Raw genomic sequence first — 15,695 nt, 5'->3', positions numbered from 1 at the left:
AGGACAAGTCATGACAACAGAGATTCTTTCCCGCCGGACGATCCTGGCCGCAGGCATGGGCCTGTTCGCGCTGTCCGCATTCCCGGCAAGGGGTCGCAGCAGCGCCGATCAGATCCATGTCATGAAAGACCCCGACTGCGGGTGCTGCTCTGCCTGGATCGAGATCGTCGAAGCGGCCGGGTTCGCGGTGACCACTGAACTCCGCGCGGGAACCGCGCTGATGCGCTATAAGGCAGAGAATGGTATTCCCCAGAAGATGGCCTCGTGCCATACGGCGCGCATCCAAGGCTACATGCTGGAAGGCCATGTCCCGGTGGCTGACATTCGTCGGCTTCTGGACGAACGACCCGACGCCATCGGTCTTGCCGTGCCCGGTATGCCCTATGGTTCGCCAGGCATGGGCCCCGAGAGCGAGCGCGAGGCTTATGACGTCGTTCTGATCCGCAAGGATGGCACGACCGAGGTTTTCACCCGTTATCCCGCCGCCTAGCAGGCGATCATCCTTTCGGCGGCGTCGGCGTCATCTCTCTGGGCGCCGACTGGCCGACCGCTTCACAAGCCCGTCTCGGCCAGCACCGCGCCGATCACCGGCGCCAGCCGCGCCGCCCATTCCGACTGGCCCGCCTTGTCGGCGATCAGGTCGTTGCGGACCTCGATCAGGACGTTCGGACGGCCATGTTTCAGGGCATGGCGGTCGATGGAATCGCCTTCCAGATGGCCATCATAGGGCTGGTTCTCGCCCGTGACCCAGCCATGCGCCCGGCAGGCGCGCACCAGGGGCGGACCCAGCCGGACATCCTGCCAGGAATACAGGATTCCGACCTGCCAAGGCCGCGCCGGGCGGCCCCGCAATTGCGGGGTAAAGCTGTGGATCGCGCAAAGGCAGCGGTCGGGACGCGCCTCGGCCAGGCGTGCCAAGGCGGTGTGATAGGGTCTGTGCAACCGTTCCAGCCGTTGCTGGCGATCATGAGGACCGGCATTCTTGTTCGCGGGAATCACCGTGCCGTCATAAAGCCGCATCAGCAGCGTCGGGTCGTCCTCGCCCCGGTTCGGGTCGATCACCAGCCGCGAGAAATCCGAAAAAACCGCAGGCGCATCCAGAAGCGTTGCCAGTCGCGATGCCAGACCGGCCGCGCCGACGTCATAGGCGATGTGGCGGGCCATGTCCTCGGCGGCAATGCCCAGATCGCCGCCGTTGATCCAGCGCGGCACCCGGTTCGTCGCGTGGTCGCAGGTCACCAGCCAGCGCGACGGGCGGTCGGCGCCCTCGATCCAGAAGGCACGCTCTGTCATGGGTCGGTCATCCTTCATCTTGCAGGATGTCTATGCCAAGCTGCCCAGGGACGCCAGTTGCGGCCGCCGCCGATCTGACCCATAGTTAGCGCAAACGGAAAAAGGGCGACAAGGATGAGACGACACCGCAATGTCAAGATCGTGGCAACGCTTGGGCCTGCTTCATCGACCCATCAGATGATCCGCGCGCTGTTCGATGCCGGTGCCGATGTATTCCGCCTGAACATGAGCCATGGCAGCCATGACGATCACCGGGCCCGCTATGACGCCATCCGCGCCGTCGAGGCCGAGACGGGGCGTCCCATCGCCATTCTGGCGGATCTGCAAGGTCCGAAGCTGCGCGTGGGACAGTTCACCGCCGGGGCGCACGAGCTGGAAGAGGGCGACCGGTTCCGGTTCGATCTGGACCCGGCATCGGGCGATTCCCGCCGCGTGCAATTGCCCCATCCCGAAATCTTTGCGGCTCTTGTTCCCGGCAGCGACCTGTTGGTGAACGATGGGAAAATCCGCCTGCGGGTCGAGGAATGCGGCCCAGACTTTGCAAACTGCGTGGTCACGGTCGCCGGCACGATCAGCGACCGCAAGGGCGTCAACGTGCCCGACGTGGTGCTGCCGTTGGCGGCGCTTTCCGACAAGGACCGGGCCGATCTGGAATTCGCCTGTCAATTGGGTGTGGATTGGCTGGCCCTGTCCTTTGTGCAGCGCGCCGCCGATGTCGAGGAGGCGCGCAGCCTGGCCCGGGGCCGCGCGGCGATCCTGTCCAAGATCGAGAAACCGGCGGCGGTGGATGCCTTTGACGACATCCTGGCCGTGTCGGACGGGATCATGGTGGCACGCGGCGATCTGGGCGTGGAACTGCCCGTTTACTCGGTTCCCCCCATCCAGAAGCGCCTGGTCCGCAAATGCCGGTCGGCCGCCAAGCCGGTGATCGTGGCGACGCAGATGCTGGAATCGATGATCGAAAGCCCCATGCCGACACGGGCCGAGGTCAGCGACGTGGCCAATGCCATCTACGAGGGCACCGACGCGGTGATGCTGTCTGCCGAAAGCGCGGCGGGCGCCTATCCGGTCGAGGCCGTGCGCACGATGGACAGCGTCGCCCGTTCGGTCGAGGCCGACAGCAACTATCGCGCGATCATCGAGGCCTCGCGCCAGAACAAGCTGCACACCGTCGCAGACGCCATCGTGACCGCCGCGCGCGAGATCGCGGAAACGACCGACATCGCCGCGATCTGCGCCTTCAGCCAGTCGGGCCGGACCGCCAGCCTGGTTGCCCGTGAACGGCCGCGCGTCCCGATCATCGCCTTGACGCATGTGGAATCGGTGCTGCGCCGCATGTGCCTGACCTGGGGCACCCATTGCGTCATCACCCCGCAACTGTCCCGCTTCAAGGAAGCGGTCGTCAATGCCACCCGTGCGGCGCGAGAGTTCAATTTTGCCGACGAGTCCCGGCAGATCGTGGTGATCGCGGGGGTGCCCTTCAACGTACCGGGCAGCACCAACATCCTGCGCATTGCGCCCTGCGACGAGCGCTTGATCTTCGCCTCCGATCCGGAATAAGCGCGGAACGGCATAACATCACCACGGGAACAACCATGTCTGATCTCTTGCTGCTTGGCGGCGTCTTGCTGTGTCTGATGTCGATCATCGTCGCCGTGGTGCAACTGTTGCGGACCCAGCCTCCGAGGGCGGGGGCGATCCTGCTGGTTCTGGGGATTGCCGCGATCTTTGCCGGGGCATACCTGAACCCGCAGCCCTTTTCGCTGAACCAGCTTCCGTTGGCCTGGGACCGGGTGACAGACGGTATTGCGACCGCGCCCTGACGTCTTGCCAAAATCCCCCGGGACGCCTATACGGCGCCCTTCCTATCCGTGCGGCCGGCCACCATGGCATTGCCGAGTCGCACGTTCACGTCCATCAAGGAGATGAAAATGCCGAAGATGAAGACCAAGTCGGCCGCCAAGAAGCGGTTCTCGTTCACGGCTTCGGGCAAGGTGAAATCCGCCCAGGCCGGCAAGCGCCACGGCATGATCAAGCGCACGATCAAGTTCATTCGCGACGCGCGCGGCACCACGGTCCTTTCGGACGCGGATGCCAAGATCGTCAAGAAATACATGCCCTACAACCGCTGATCGCGAGGACTGAACAATGGCACGAGTTAAATCCGGCAAGGTGACCCACGCCCGCCACAAAAAGGTTCTCGAGGCAGCGAAAGGCTATTACGGCAACCGTTCGCGCAACTTCCGCACGGCCACTCAGGCCGTCGACAAGGCGAACCAGTACGCCACCCGCGACCGCAAGGTTCGCAAACGCAATTTCCGGGCGCTGTGGATTCAGCGGATCAACGCGGCCGTTCGCCTGGTTGATGCCGAGATGACCTATTCGCGCTTCATCAATCTGCTGGCAAAGGCCGGGATCGAGGTCGACCGCAAGGTTCTGGCCGATCTGGCCGTGAACGAGCCCGAAGCGTTCGGCGCAATCGTGGAGAAAGCCAAGGCCGCAGCCTGATCGCTGTGTCCACGGCATCGAAGGCCTGTCCATGAGACGGGCCTTTTGCATCTAAAGTCACCATATTGCCCGCGTAACGATCATCAGTTTCCTAAAGACATCCAAAGGTTGTATCGGGTTAACTAAAATTGCGCGGCTTGGGTCTTTTTTGGGGTTACCCACAGGTTTGTTATGAACCAAAACCCCTTTCGATCATTATGCTGTCGACTAGACAGGTCATAGTTAAGAGGTAGGGCTGTAATGAATGTTTTGAAAAGCGCCGTGGCAGGGTGCACCATGTTGATGGTTGGCGGTACCGCCCATGCCGCGACCTATACGGCAAGCTCGATCATCGAAGATGAGACCAGCTATGGCGTCTGCACGAGTTCTGCCGCGAGTTGTGCAGCCGATGACCGTCGGACCATCACCAACGTGCTTGGCTCAACCGACGGGGCGTTCTACTCGCTTGGCAAGGGCGGTGAACTGACGGTCGGCTTCGACATGGCGGTCTTTACGCGGGGCGCAACCGTGGTGCTGGAAGAGGTGACGTTCAAGGATCCCCTTTCCAGCCGTCATTTCGAGGCTGTGGACCTGTATTCCATCATGGGCGGTGTCATGAAGCTGGTGACAACCGTTTACAACACCAGCAAGACCGCAACCGTGAACATCTCGCATAGCTTCGAATACCTGAAGCTTGTCGATGTCACCTCGCGGGAATACGCGTCGACCACAAGCTTTGACGGTTACGACATCGATTCGATTACTCTGACCCCGCAACCGGTGCCGGTCCCCGCCGCAGGCCTGCTGCTGCTTGGCGGTATCGCCGGGTTTGCCGTGTTGCGCCGCCGCAAGGCCGCAGCCTGATCGAGACGATCTGACGCAGGTCCGCCCCTTGGCAGCAGTCGTTGCCAGGGGGTAGGCTTTTTTCATGTCGCGTCCACCTCCCTCCGAACCTGTGAAGGTCGCCTTGGCCCGTCGCCCGCTGGGCGTGGTTGGCACGGTTATGACCGCACGCCGCAATCTTCTGGAACTGATTCCTGAAATCGCCACCCGGCAGCCCATCGTTTCCGGCAAGACGGGCATCCGTTTCCATATGGTCATGGACCCGGCCACATTGCGGCACATCCTTAAGGATCGGGTCGGCGATTATCCCAAATCCAATGTCACGAAGCTGATCCTGGAACCGGCGATCGGGGACAGCCTGTTCGTTGCCGAAGGCGCGAACTGGCGATGGCAGCGACATGCGGTGGCCCCTGCCTTTGCCCTGCGCCATGTCCAGGGCTTGGGTCCCATCATGACCGCCGCCGCCGAGGCATCCAGCCGCCGCCTGCAAGCGGCGTTTGGCCCCGTCGATCTGTTCGCGGAAACGGTCGCCGCGACCTTCGAGGTGATCTCGGACGTGACCCTGTCGGGCGACCGGACCTTTGACCGCGATGCGGTGCATCATGCCATCGACGGCTATATCGCGCAGACGGCCAAGGTATCGCTGCTGGACGTGATGGGCTTGCCGGGCTGGCTGCCCCGGCCAGGACGGCTGTTTTCCCGCCCGGGATTGAACCGGATGAAACAGATCGCCGACCGGGCCATCGACGCCCGCGCGGCCTCGCCCCGGTCCCGAGGCGTTCCGGATCTTCTGGATTTGTTGCTGGATGCTTCCGATTCCGAAACCGGGCGCACCATGACGCGTGACGAACTGCGCGACAACCTGCTGACCTTTATCGTGGCCGGGCACGAAACGACCGCGCTGACCCTGGCCTGGGCGCTGTATCTGTGTGCCTTCGATCCTGCGATCCAGGATCGCGCGGCAGCCGAGGCGCGGGGGGTGCTGGGTGATCGTGCGGCGACGGCCGGTGACATGTCCCGGCTGCCCCTGATCCAGCGCATCGTCAACGAAACGCTGCGCCTATATCCGCCCGCGGCGTTCCTGTCGCGCACCGCACAGGTCGCGGACCGTCTGTGCGGGCGCAAGGTTCTGCCGGGCGACACGGTCATGCTGCCGATCTATGCGCTGCATCGCCATCACCTGCTGTGGGACCGGCCCGATGCCTTTGATCCCGACCGTTTCCTGACCACCCCCGACCGCTATGCCTTTCTGCCCTTCGGGGCGGGGCCGCGCATCTGCATCGGCGCCAGTTTCGCCCTGCACGAGGCGGTGATCATCCTGGCGACGCTGCTGGCCCGGTTCAGGTTTCAGGCCATTGCGGGCCGTCGGCCGGACCCGCGCATGATCCTGACCCTGCGGCCCCATGGCGGGGTCTGGCTGCGGGTCACGCCGCGCTGAAGGCTTTTCCCGGCCCGTCACAAATGCTAACGCAAGGCCCAACAAGCACGGCCGAAGGCATGACGATGGACGACCTGAACCCCCTGCGCCAGCAATGGCTTGACCGCATCAACGCCGCCGCCGACCCGCAGGCCATCGAGGAGGTGCGCCTTGCCGCCCTTGGCAAGAAGGGTGAGATCAGCCTGAAGATGCGCGAACTGGGCCGCATGTCTCCCGAGGAACGCCAGACCACCGGCCGCGCCCTGAACGAGCTGCGCGACGAACTGGACGCCGCCCTGCGCGCCCGCAAGCTGTCGCTTGAGGATGCCGCGCTGGAATCCCGGCTGGCCGGCGAATGGCTGGACGTGACGCTGCCCGGCCGTCCGCGCCCGCAGGGCACCATCCATCCGATCAGCCAGGTGACGGATGAAGTGACCGCGATCTTTGCCGATATGGGATTCGCGGTCGCCGAAGGGCCGCAGGTGGAATCGGACTGGTACAACTTCGATGCGTTGAACATCGCGCCCGAACACCCCGCGCGCCAGGAACACGACACCTTTTTCATGCACCGCGCGCCGGGCGACACCCGCCCGCCGCATGTGCTGCGCACCCATACCAGCCCGGTCCAGATCCGCGCGATGCAGGACCAGGGCGCGCCGATCCGGGTGATCTGCCCCGGCCGCGTCTATCGCATGGACATGGACCAGACCCACACGCCGATGTTCCACCAGGTCGAGGGCCTGGCCATCGACCGCGACATTTCCATGGCGCAACTGAAATGGACGCTCGAGGAATTCTGCCGCGCCTTCTTCGAGGTGGATCAGGTCGAACTGCGGTTCCGCGCCAGCCATTTCCCCTTTACCGAACCGTCGGCCGAGGTCGATATCCGCTGCGACTGGTCCGGCGGCCAGTTGAAGATCGGCGAGGGTGAGTCGTGGCTGGAGATCCTGGGGTCGGGGATGGTGCATCCGAACGTCCTGCGCGCGGGCGGGATCGATCCCGACCAGTGGCAGGGCTTTGCCTTCGGCATGGGCATCGACCGGATCGCGATGCTGAAATACGGGATCCCGGATTTACGGGCGTTCTTCGAGAGCGACCTGCGGTGGCTGCGGCACTATGGGTTCGCGGCGGGGGATGTGCCGAGCGTGAGCGGGGGGTTGAGTAGGTGAAGTTGACCTATGGCAACCAAGCAATATTAGGCGCAGTTACTCTTATTTCATTTGCATTTGGCATTGCCTTTTCATTTATTGCTTCACCCGCTCTGAACGGTGTTTCAGAAGCATTAGCGGCCATTCTGGCGGCTATCATCGTACCTTCTCTCGGCATTATAGCCTATGTTGCTCAGAAGAATGTTGATCGCGAGGAGTCAAGGATAGCACAGCACTTTGCTGTAAACGTTGAGGCTATGGACGCGATAGGGAAGTTGGCCGCTGCGAAGATGGGTTATTTTGACGAGAAAGAAGCTCAAGCGGCGTTTGTGCAAGCAAAAATGAAGTTGTCGGTAGTCGGTAGCGACCAAGTTGTTGCCGCATATGGAGAGCTGAGCGACCACTTTTCCGGACAGCGCCAGGAGAGCGTAAATAATGCAATCTTGAAAGCCATGCGAGCCATCAGACTTGAAAATCTTGGCCAGACAAATCTGACCAATGATCAGCTTCTGTCTTCATCTCCTTTTATGAAATAACTATAGCACTTCAAAGGATAGGTGCTTGCACGCACCATTTCACTGCCAACAAAGATGCGTGAAATCACGCACCCTACGTTTCCGTAGTCTGCGTAATTGCGCCGGCTTACCGCCCCAACCTCACCACATTCCCGGCACTCATGATCTCCACCGCCGCGATCCGCGCCAGTTGGACCGACGAGATCGCCATCGCCGTTCTGATCTCGTCCGCGCCGGGGCGGGCGGGCAGGGCGGCGGGGCTGCCCGGCGCCGGGGGCACGCCCACCAGCCGCAGGCGCAGCACGCCGTCGGCATCCGGCGCAAGACGGCCCCCGGGCTGGGGCTGGGCCGTCACCAGCGCGACCGAGGAATAGCCGCGCACCGGGGCAAACCCCTCGACCACCAGCAGGCGGCCTTCGTTCAGCGGCTCCCACCGGGCGGCGGCGATTTGGGGGATCAGGGGGCGGGTGTCGGACACCTGGGCATAGCCCCCCTCGGGTTCCAGCGTCCGGGGGGGCGCGGCGCCCCAGGACAGCGGGTTCCAGCCGCTGTCGCCCAGCCGCCCGCAGCCGACAAGGGCGATGGTGGCGATCAGCAGGGGCGCGGTCAGTTTGCTCATGTCACCATCCCTTCGGCGTTTCGGCCCCTGTTAGGCGAAATCGGCGCGCGGATAAAGGCACTTTGACCTTGCCGCCCCGGCGCGTTAACCACGGATCAAAAGGAATGCGCCATGGCCACCCAAGCCTTCGAGGATATCGCCGACACCTTCGACTTTCTGGATGACTGGGAGGAGCGGTATCGCCATGTCATCGAACTGGGCCGCGCCATGCCCCCCATGGACCCGGCCCTGCAGGTGCCCGCGACCAAGGTCGAGGGCTGCGCCAGCCAGGTCTGGATCATGCCCATGATCCAGGACGGTCGCTTCGATTTTCAGGGCGACAGCGACGCGATGATCGTGCGCGGGCTGATCGCGGTGCTGCACGCGCTGTATTCCGGGGTGCCGGTCGCGCAGGTGGGCCAGATCGACGCGCAGGCAGAACTGGCACGGCTGGGCCTGGACGAACACCTGTCGTCGCAGCGGTCGAACGGGCTGAGGGCGATGATCCAGCGGATCAGACAGATTTCCGCCGACGCAGCGTGATCCAGCCGCCGCCCAGCACGCGGGTGCTTTCGGGTTCATAGAACACGCAGGCCTGTCCGGGGCTGACGCCTTCCTCGGGGTCCAGCAGTTCGACCTCGGCGCGGGTGGCGTCGAGGGGGCGCAGGATCGCCGGGCGGGGCGGCCGGGTAGAGCGGATACGCACCATGACCGGAATTTCGCCCGCAAACGGTCCATCGCCCAGCCAGTTCACCTCGCTGACCGGAACGATGGTGGTGGCAAGCGCCTCTTTCGGCCCCACGACCACGTGCCGAAGGTCCGGGTCCAGCCGCACCACATACAACGGATCGCCCAGACCGCCGATTCCCAGCCCGCGACGCTGGCCGATGGTGTAATGAATCACGCCGCGATGCTGCCCCAGGACGGTTCCGTCCCTGTCCACGATGTCGCCCGGATCGGCCGCGCCGGGACGCAGCTTCTCGATCACCGCGGCATAGTTGCTGTCCGGGACGAAGCAGATGTCCTGGCTGTCGGGCTTGTCCGCCACCGCCAGACCGTATTCGGCGGCCAGGGCGCGCGTTTCCGACTTGCTTGCCAGATGGCCAAGGGGGAAGCGCAGAAAGTCGAGCTGTTCCTGGGTGGTCGAGAACAGGAAATAGCTCTGGTCACGATGGGGATCGGCCGCCATGTGCAGTTCAGCCCGATGCGGACCTTCCTTGCGCTGGATGTAATGGCCCGTCGCCATGCAGTCGGCATCCAGATCGCGCGCGGTCTGCAACAGGTCGCGGAACTTGACCCGTTCATTGCAGCGGATGCAGGGCACTGGCGTCGCCCCGGCCAGATAGGCATCGGCGAATTCCTCGATGACCGATTCCCGGAACCTGTTCTCGTAATCCAGCACATAATGGGGAAACCCCATCCGTTCTGCCACGCGGCGGGCGTCCTGAATGTCCTGGCCGGCACAACACGCACCCTTCTTTGCCAGGGCTGCACCGTGATCGTAAAGCTGCAGGGTTACCCCGACGACGTCATACCCCTCGGCCATCAGCTTTGCCGCAACCACGGAACTGTCCACCCCTCCCGACATGGCGACCACCACACGCGTTTGCGCGGGCGGCTTGGCAAAGCCAAGACTGTTCAGCAGGGTCGGGCGCACCGGGGTGCGGTGATGCAGCGTCATGGCAGGGTCTCGGGTGATGATTGCATCGAAATATAGGCAAATGCTGGATATTCTCAACCCGCAAAGGGCATGAAATCCCGTCATCCTCAATCCGGCTTTAAAAGCTTTGGGGCAATGTCGTCCCGTGCCACATAGGACGGGTGGGATGTTCTTGAAGAAAACCGATGCTCCGCGAACCGCGATGCTGCCTGATGGCAGGGTCCTGACCGTGGCCGACCTGCCGCCGGACAACACCCGATGGGTCGCCAGCCGCAAGGAAACCGTGGTCAATGCCGTTCTTTACGGCCTGATCCACAGAGAGGAAGCCCTGCGCCGCTATGGTCTGTCTGACGAAGAGTTCGAAGGTTGGACAAAAGCCGTGCAAAAACACGGGCGGGCCGCGCTTAAGGTGACGGCAATCCAGCGATTCAGACAACCACAGGTTGCGCAACCCCGGTCATAGCCTGTAGGTAACGACATATTAACCTTATGATCCGATGGTGGGTCAGGGAAATACGAATCGGGGCTGACTTTCATGCGAATTCTGTTGGTTGAGGACGATCCGAGCACGGCGCGCGCCATCGAATTGATGCTGACCGCCGCCAGCTACAACGTCTTTCGGACGGACATGGGCGAAGAGGGGATCGACCTTGCAAAGCTCTATGACTATGACCTGATCCTTCTGGATCTGGATCTGCCCGACATGCACGGGATGGAGGTTCTGCGGCATCTGCGTCTCGCGCGCGTCGATACCCCGATCCTGATTCTGACCGGATCGGACGACACCGAAAGCAAGCTGCGCGGTTTCGGCTTCGGTGCCGACGATTACATGACCAAACCCTTCAACCGCGAGGAATTGCAGGCCCGCATCCAGGCGATCATCCGCCGCTCCAAGGGCCATAGCCAAGCCATTATCAAGACGGGCGAAATCGTCGTGAACCTCGACGCCCGCTCGGTCGAGGTCAAGGGCAAGGCCGTCAACCTTACCGGCAAGGAATACCAGATCCTTGAACTGCTCAGCCTGCGCAAGGGCACGACGCTGACCAAGGAAATGTTCCTCAACCATCTTTACGGCGGCATGGACGAGCCGGAACTCAAGATTATCGACGTCTTCATCTGCAAGTTGCGCAAAAAGCTGTCCGAGGCGATCGGCGGTGACAGCCACATCGAAACCGTCTGGGGGCGCGGCTATGTCCTGCGCGAGCCAACGCCGAACGCCGAACGGCTGGCTATCGGCGCCTGATCGGCCCGGTTGCGGCGGCCTGATGCCGCCGTGGCTCTTGGGCTCCTCTGCCTTGGGTCGTATAGAATACGGCGACCGATGGCAGGGGTGGACATGACGAACCGGCAGCAGGACAAGGCGCAGACCGTTACGGCGCCAGCCGACCTGAACGATCATCAGGCGGGCGAAGAAATTGCCAGGCTTTCGGCGGTGATCGCCCAAGCGAACGTCGATTATCATGTGCGTGATGCGCCGGTTCTGCCGGATGCCGAATACGATGTGATGAAGCGGCGCTTGCTGGCTCTGGAACAGGCTTTTCCCCATCTGGCTGCGTCCGACAGCCCCACGACCCGCGTCGGTGCCGCCCCAGCCGAGGGCTTTGGTAAGGTCACCCATGCCCAGCGGATGATGTCGCTGGAAAACGGCTTCGACGAATCCGACGTTGCCGATTTCGTGGCCCGGGTTCGCAGCTTTCTAGGTCTTTCTGACCAACCCCTGGCGTTCACGGCAGAACCCAAGATTGACGGCCTCTCCTTGTCGCTGCGTTACGAGGAGGGTCGCCTGGTGCAGGCCGCCACGCGAGGCGACGGTACGGTCGGCGAAAATGTCACCGCCAACGCCCGGACGATTCCCGACATTCCGAACCGGTTGTCTGGCAATGCTCCCCGCATCATCGAGGTGCGGGGCGAGGTCTATATGGGCCATGCCGATTTCCAGCGTCTCAATGCCACCGACGGAGGCCGGGTGTTCGCCAATCCGCGCAATGCGGCGGCGGGATCGCTCCGCCAGATCGACCCGGCCGTGACCGCGTCCCGGCCGCTGCGGTTTCTGGCCTATGGCTGGGGCGAAATCAGCGAACCACTGGCAGAAACCCAGATCGGCGCCGTCACGCGGCTTGCATCGCTGGGGTTCCAGACGAACCCCCTGACGCGGCTGTGCCATGACGTCCCGCAGATGATGGCTGCCTGGGCCGATCTGGAACAGCAGCGCGCCACGCTGGGCTATGACATCGACGGGGTCGTCTACAAGGTCAACGACCTTGCCCTGCAAATGCGGCTGGGCTTTCGGTCCACCACTCCGCGATGGGCCCTGGCGCACAAGTTTCCCGCCGAGATCGCCTGGACCCGTCTGGATCGGATCGAGATTCAGGTGGGCCGGACCGGCGCGCTGTCGCCCGTGGCGCGGCTGGAGCCTGTCACATTCGGTGGGGTGGTCGTCTCGAATGCCACTCTGCACAACGAGGATTACATCGCCGGGCGCGACAGTGCCGGCCACCCCATCCGCGAAGGGCGCGACGTGCGCGAAGGCGACTGGGTCAAGGTCTATCGCGCGGGTGACGTCATTCCCAAGATCGCCGATGTCGACCTGTCGCGGCGGCCCGCCAACAGCCAGCCATACCGTTTTCCCGAAACCTGCCCGCAATGCGGATCGGCCGCCATCCGAGAGCCCGGCGATTCCGTGCGCCGCTGCACCGGCGGCATGGTCTGTCCCGCGCAGGCGGTTGAGAAGCTCAAGCATTTCGTCAGCCGTGCGGCCTTCGACATCGACGGTCTGGGTGCAAAGCAGATCGAAATGTTCTTTGCCGACGACATCCTGCCCATCCGAGAGCCTGCCGACATCTTCACCCTGGCCGAACGCGACGCCCGCAATATCGGCAAGCTGAAGAATCGCGAGGGGTTCGGTACCCGTTCGGTGGAAAAACTGTTCTCTGCCATCGAGGACAGGCGCCGTATCCCGTTGGAACGGCTGATCTTTGCCCTGGGCATTCATCATGTTGGCGAAGTCGCGGCGGGGCTTCTGGCGCGCCACTTCGGAACCTGGGACGCGCTGATCGCCGCGGTCGATGCCGCAGCGGCCGAACCCGCCTTCGCCGCAGGGGAACGCGTGTCGCGGCAGGCTTTGGCCGACAGCCCTCATTGGGCCGAAATGACGGCAATCAACGGGATCGGGGCGGTCCTTGTCCGCTCTCTCGTCACGACCCTGACCCAGCCTGCCGAACGCGCGGTGGTGGATCGTCTGGTCCAGCAGATCGAGGTTGTTGCCGCCGCCCGCCGCCACGTCCGGGACACCGAGATCAGCGGCAAGACCCTTGTGTTCACCGGCACGCTGGAGCGGATGACCCGCGCCGAGGCCAAGGCCCGGGCCGAAGCGATGGGGGCCAAGGTGGCCGGTTCGGTATCCGCCAGGACGGACCTGCTGATCGCCGGACCCGGGGCCGGGTCCAAGGCCAGAAAGGCCACTGAACTGGGCGTCACCGTCATCGACGAGGATGAGTGGATGCGCATTGCGGGCGCTTTATGACGGAACCAAAGGGCCGCCCCCCGGCGCTGTTTCCCTTGTTCTCGGATGTGGACACGCTGCCGGGGATCGGGGCCAGGGGCCGGGCCGCGCTGTCCCAACTGGGCATCGAAAGGCCGCGCGACCTGATCCTGACCCTGCCCACCGGCGGGGTGGTGCGGCGCCGGATCGACCGCATCGCCGATGCCCGCCCGCCCGAAATCGCGACGATCGCGGTCACGGTGGGACAGCATGTCCCGCCCGCCACGCGCGGCCGGCCCTGGCGCGTCCATTGCAGCGATGGCGCAAACGACCTGATGTTGGTCTTTTTCCATCCGCGCAAGGAGTGGATCGAAAGCCACCTGCCGACGGGCGCGCGCCGAGTCGTCAGCGGCAAGGTCGAGATATTCGACGGCCTTGCCCAGATGGTCCACCCCGACCATGTCCTGCGCGAAACCGATCCGCCCCTGCCGGAATTCGAGCCGGTCTATCCGTTGGCCGCAGGGCTGACCCGCAAGGCGATGGCCAAGGCAGTCGCAGCGGCCCTGACCCGTCTGCCCCCGATGGCAGAGTGGATCGATCCTCAGGTGATCGCTCAGCGCGGCTGGCCCGACATGGCGACCGCCCTGCACCGCGCGCATGATCCGCAATCCCTGCGCGATCTGTCGCCCGATGCGCCGGCGCGGGCGCGGCTGGCCTATGACGAACTGTTGGCCCATCAGATGACAACGGCCCTGGTGCGTCGGGAAAAGCGGCGCCTGCGGGGCAGGCCCAGCCGGGGCGACGGGCGCCTGCGGCGTACGGTTCTGGGCAGCCTTCCCTGGCCCCCCACAGCCGCGCAGCGCCGTGCGGTCGAGGAGATCGCCGCCGATCTGGCCAGCGACCGGCGCATGAACCGCCTGCTGCAGGGCGATGTGGGGTCCGGCAAGACACTGGTGGCGATGCTGTCGGCGCTGATTGCGGTCGAGGCCGGGGGCCAAGCGGTCTTGATGGCCCCGACCGAGATTCTGGCCCGGCAGCACGCCCGCGCGCTGGAACCGCTGGCGCGTGCGGCCGGGATCAGGCTGGCTGCCCTGACCGGGCGGGACAAGGGCGAATTGCGCGCGCAATTGCTGGAGGATCTGGCGGCGGGGCGGATCGACATTCTGGTGGGCACCCATGCGGTGTTCCAGAAAGGGGTCGAATTTCATGACCTGCGGCTGGCGATCATCGATGAACAGCATCGGTTCGGCGTGGCGCAGCGGCTGGAACTGTCGGCCAAGGGCGATGTGCCGCCCGACATGCTGATCATGACCGCGACCCCTATCCCGCGATCCCTGGCAATGACGCAATACGGCGATCTTGATATTTCCATCCTGGACGAAAAACCGCCGGGGCGACAGCCGATCACCACGGTGATGATCAGCGACCAGCGTTTCGACGAGGTGACTGCACGGCTGCAGCGCGCGCTGGATCAGGGCGCGCGTGCCTATTGGGTCTGCCCCCTGGTCGAGGAAAGCGAGGTGACCGACCTGACCGCCGCCGAGGCGCGGTTCCAGTCGCTGCGCGCGCGTTTCGGCGACACGGTGCGCCTTGTCCACGGCCAGATGCCCGCCGATCAGCGCGACGCCGCGATGGCCGATTTCGCCGGCGGCCGGGCGCAGTTGCTGGTCGCGACCACCGTGATCGAGGTCGGTGTTGACGTGCCCCAGGCCACCATCATGGTGATCGAACGCGCCGAAAGTTTTGGTTTGGCCCAGTTGCACCAGTTGCGTGGCCGGGTCGGACGGGGGCAGGGGGCCTCTACCTGCCTGCTTATGTATCACCCGCCCCTGAATGAAGGCGGCGCCCGGCGCCTGACCACCCTGCGCGACACCGATGACGGGTTCCGCATTGCCGAGGTCGATCTGCAAATGCGGGGGGCGGGTGACGTGATCGGAACGGCGCAATCCGGGCTGCCGCGCTTTCGGATCGCCGATCTGGAAAACCAGTCGGGACTGATGGCCGTCGCCCGCCAGGACGCCCGCGCCTTGCTGGAACGCGATCCGACACTGGAAAGCCCGCGGGGACAAGCGATTCGGCTGTTGATGTGGTTGATGAGTCAGGACGAAGCAATACGTCTGGTCACGGTGGGATAGGGGGTTCTTAATTTGTTCTTTACGAATCGATTCAAAAATGAGAACAAAGAGGCAACATAAAGGAGTTGCCGATGACCCGCGAATTTCTTGCCGATGTGATGGGTGTTGCCTCCCTGGC

17 protein-coding genes are annotated in these 15,695 nt (G+C 63.9%); 14 read left to right on the top strand and 3 right to left on the bottom strand.

Going from position 1 to position 15,695, the window contains the following annotated elements:
- Positions 1–10 precede the first annotated feature (10 nt).
- Positions 11–490, top strand: coding sequence for a DUF411 domain-containing protein (locus EYE42_RS01285; protein WP_130989499.1), 480 nt, complete (start codon positions 11–13; stop codon positions 488–490).
- Positions 491–552: 62 nt separating this feature from the next.
- Here EYE42_RS01285 and EYE42_RS01280 read toward each other — a convergent pair whose 3' ends face one another.
- Positions 553–1,293 carry an N-formylglutamate amidohydrolase gene (locus tag EYE42_RS01280; protein ID WP_130989498.1) on the bottom strand — a complete coding sequence of 247 codons (741 nt, stop codon included), beginning with the start codon at positions 1,291–1,293 and terminating at the stop codon, positions 553–555.
- Positions 1,294–1,407: 114 nt separating this feature from the next.
- On the opposite strand from EYE42_RS01280, the gene pyk reads away from it, so the two are divergent.
- The 8 genes from pyk to EYE42_RS01240 all read left to right on the top strand — a co-directional run bounded on the left by pyk (position 1,408) and on the right by EYE42_RS01240 (position 7,724).
- Positions 1,408–2,853 carry a pyruvate kinase gene (gene pyk, locus EYE42_RS01275; protein WP_130989497.1) on the top strand — a complete coding sequence of 482 codons (1,446 nt, stop codon included), beginning with the start codon at positions 1,408–1,410 and terminating at the stop codon, positions 2,851–2,853.
- A gap of 35 nt (positions 2,854–2,888) precedes the next feature.
- Positions 2,889–3,116: a hypothetical protein gene (locus tag EYE42_RS01270; protein WP_130989496.1), complete on the top strand. Its 228-nt coding sequence runs from the start codon at positions 2,889–2,891 to the stop codon at positions 3,114–3,116.
- Positions 3,117–3,224: 108 nt separating this feature from the next.
- Positions 3,225–3,425 (top strand): 50S ribosomal protein L35, encoded by a 201-nt coding sequence (gene rpmI / locus EYE42_RS01265; RefSeq protein WP_130989495.1) that lies wholly within the window; start codon positions 3,225–3,227, stop codon positions 3,423–3,425.
- Between the two features lie 16 nt (positions 3,426–3,441).
- Positions 3,442–3,801 (top strand): 50S ribosomal protein L20, encoded by a 360-nt coding sequence (rplT, locus tag EYE42_RS01260; protein ID WP_130989494.1) that lies wholly within the window; start codon positions 3,442–3,444, stop codon positions 3,799–3,801.
- Between the two features lie 276 nt (positions 3,802–4,077).
- Positions 4,078–4,644 (top strand): VPLPA-CTERM sorting domain-containing protein, encoded by a 567-nt coding sequence (locus EYE42_RS01255; protein ID WP_165455673.1) that lies wholly within the window; start codon positions 4,078–4,080, stop codon positions 4,642–4,644.
- Between the two features lie 64 nt (positions 4,645–4,708).
- Positions 4,709–6,061 carry a cytochrome P450 gene (locus EYE42_RS01250; protein WP_130989492.1) on the top strand — a complete coding sequence of 451 codons (1,353 nt, stop codon included), beginning with the start codon at positions 4,709–4,711 and terminating at the stop codon, positions 6,059–6,061.
- A 65-nt stretch (positions 6,062–6,126) separates the two neighbouring features.
- Complete coding sequence (gene pheS, locus EYE42_RS01245) at positions 6,127–7,209, top strand: phenylalanine--tRNA ligase subunit alpha (protein ID WP_130989491.1); 1,083 nt, start codon at positions 6,127–6,129, stop codon at positions 7,207–7,209.
- On the top strand, positions 7,206–7,724 hold the full coding sequence (locus tag EYE42_RS01240) for a hypothetical protein (protein WP_130989490.1): 519 nt from the start codon (positions 7,206–7,208) through the stop codon (positions 7,722–7,724). The genes pheS and EYE42_RS01240 overlap by 4 nt, the downstream gene beginning before the upstream one ends.
- A 106-nt stretch (positions 7,725–7,830) precedes the next feature.
- On the opposite strand, the gene EYE42_RS01235 is transcribed toward EYE42_RS01240, so the two are convergent.
- Positions 7,831–8,322, bottom strand: a complete 492-nt coding sequence (locus EYE42_RS01235) for a hypothetical protein (protein WP_130989489.1) — start codon at positions 8,320–8,322, stop codon at positions 7,831–7,833.
- Positions 8,323–8,433: 111 nt separating this feature from the next.
- Here EYE42_RS01235 and EYE42_RS01230 point away from each other — a divergent pair, with 111 nt between their 5' ends.
- Positions 8,434–8,844 carry a SufE family protein gene (locus tag EYE42_RS01230; RefSeq protein WP_130989488.1) on the top strand — a complete coding sequence of 137 codons (411 nt, stop codon included), beginning with the start codon at positions 8,434–8,436 and terminating at the stop codon, positions 8,842–8,844.
- Here the strand turns inward: EYE42_RS01230 and mnmA are convergent.
- A complete protein-coding gene (gene mnmA / locus EYE42_RS01225) occupies positions 8,816–9,982 on the bottom strand; it encodes a tRNA 2-thiouridine(34) synthase MnmA (RefSeq protein WP_130989487.1) in 1,167 nt (388 codons plus the stop codon). The genes EYE42_RS01230 and mnmA overlap by 29 nt on opposite strands.
- A 145-nt stretch (positions 9,983–10,127) precedes the next feature.
- On the opposite strand from mnmA, the gene sciP reads away from it, so the two are divergent.
- The 4 genes from sciP (at position 10,128) to recG (ending at position 15,577) form a co-directional block, all read left to right on the top strand.
- Positions 10,128–10,424: a CtrA inhibitor SciP gene (gene sciP / locus EYE42_RS01220; RefSeq protein ID WP_130989486.1), complete on the top strand. Its 297-nt coding sequence runs from the start codon at positions 10,128–10,130 to the stop codon at positions 10,422–10,424.
- Between the two features lie 72 nt (positions 10,425–10,496).
- Entirely contained in the window at positions 10,497–11,204 is a 708-nt protein-coding gene (gene ctrA, locus EYE42_RS01215) for a response regulator transcription factor CtrA (RefSeq protein ID WP_130989485.1), read from the top strand.
- 93 nt (positions 11,205–11,297) lie between these two features.
- On the top strand, positions 11,298–13,484 hold the full coding sequence (gene ligA / locus EYE42_RS01210) for an NAD-dependent DNA ligase LigA (RefSeq protein WP_130989484.1): 2,187 nt from the start codon (positions 11,298–11,300) through the stop codon (positions 13,482–13,484).
- Positions 13,481–15,577 (top strand): ATP-dependent DNA helicase RecG, encoded by a 2,097-nt coding sequence (recG, locus tag EYE42_RS01205; protein WP_130989483.1) that lies wholly within the window; start codon positions 13,481–13,483, stop codon positions 15,575–15,577. Before ligA ends, recG begins: the two co-directional genes overlap by 4 nt.
- Positions 15,578–15,695: the final 118 nt, after the last annotated feature.

Origin of the sequence: Paracoccus subflavus (genome assembly GCF_004310345.1) — a bacterium.
Taxonomy (GTDB): domain Bacteria; phylum Pseudomonadota; class Alphaproteobacteria; order Rhodobacterales; family Rhodobacteraceae; genus Paracoccus; species Paracoccus subflavus.
This window is presented reverse-complemented; position numbering and strand designations above follow the sequence as displayed.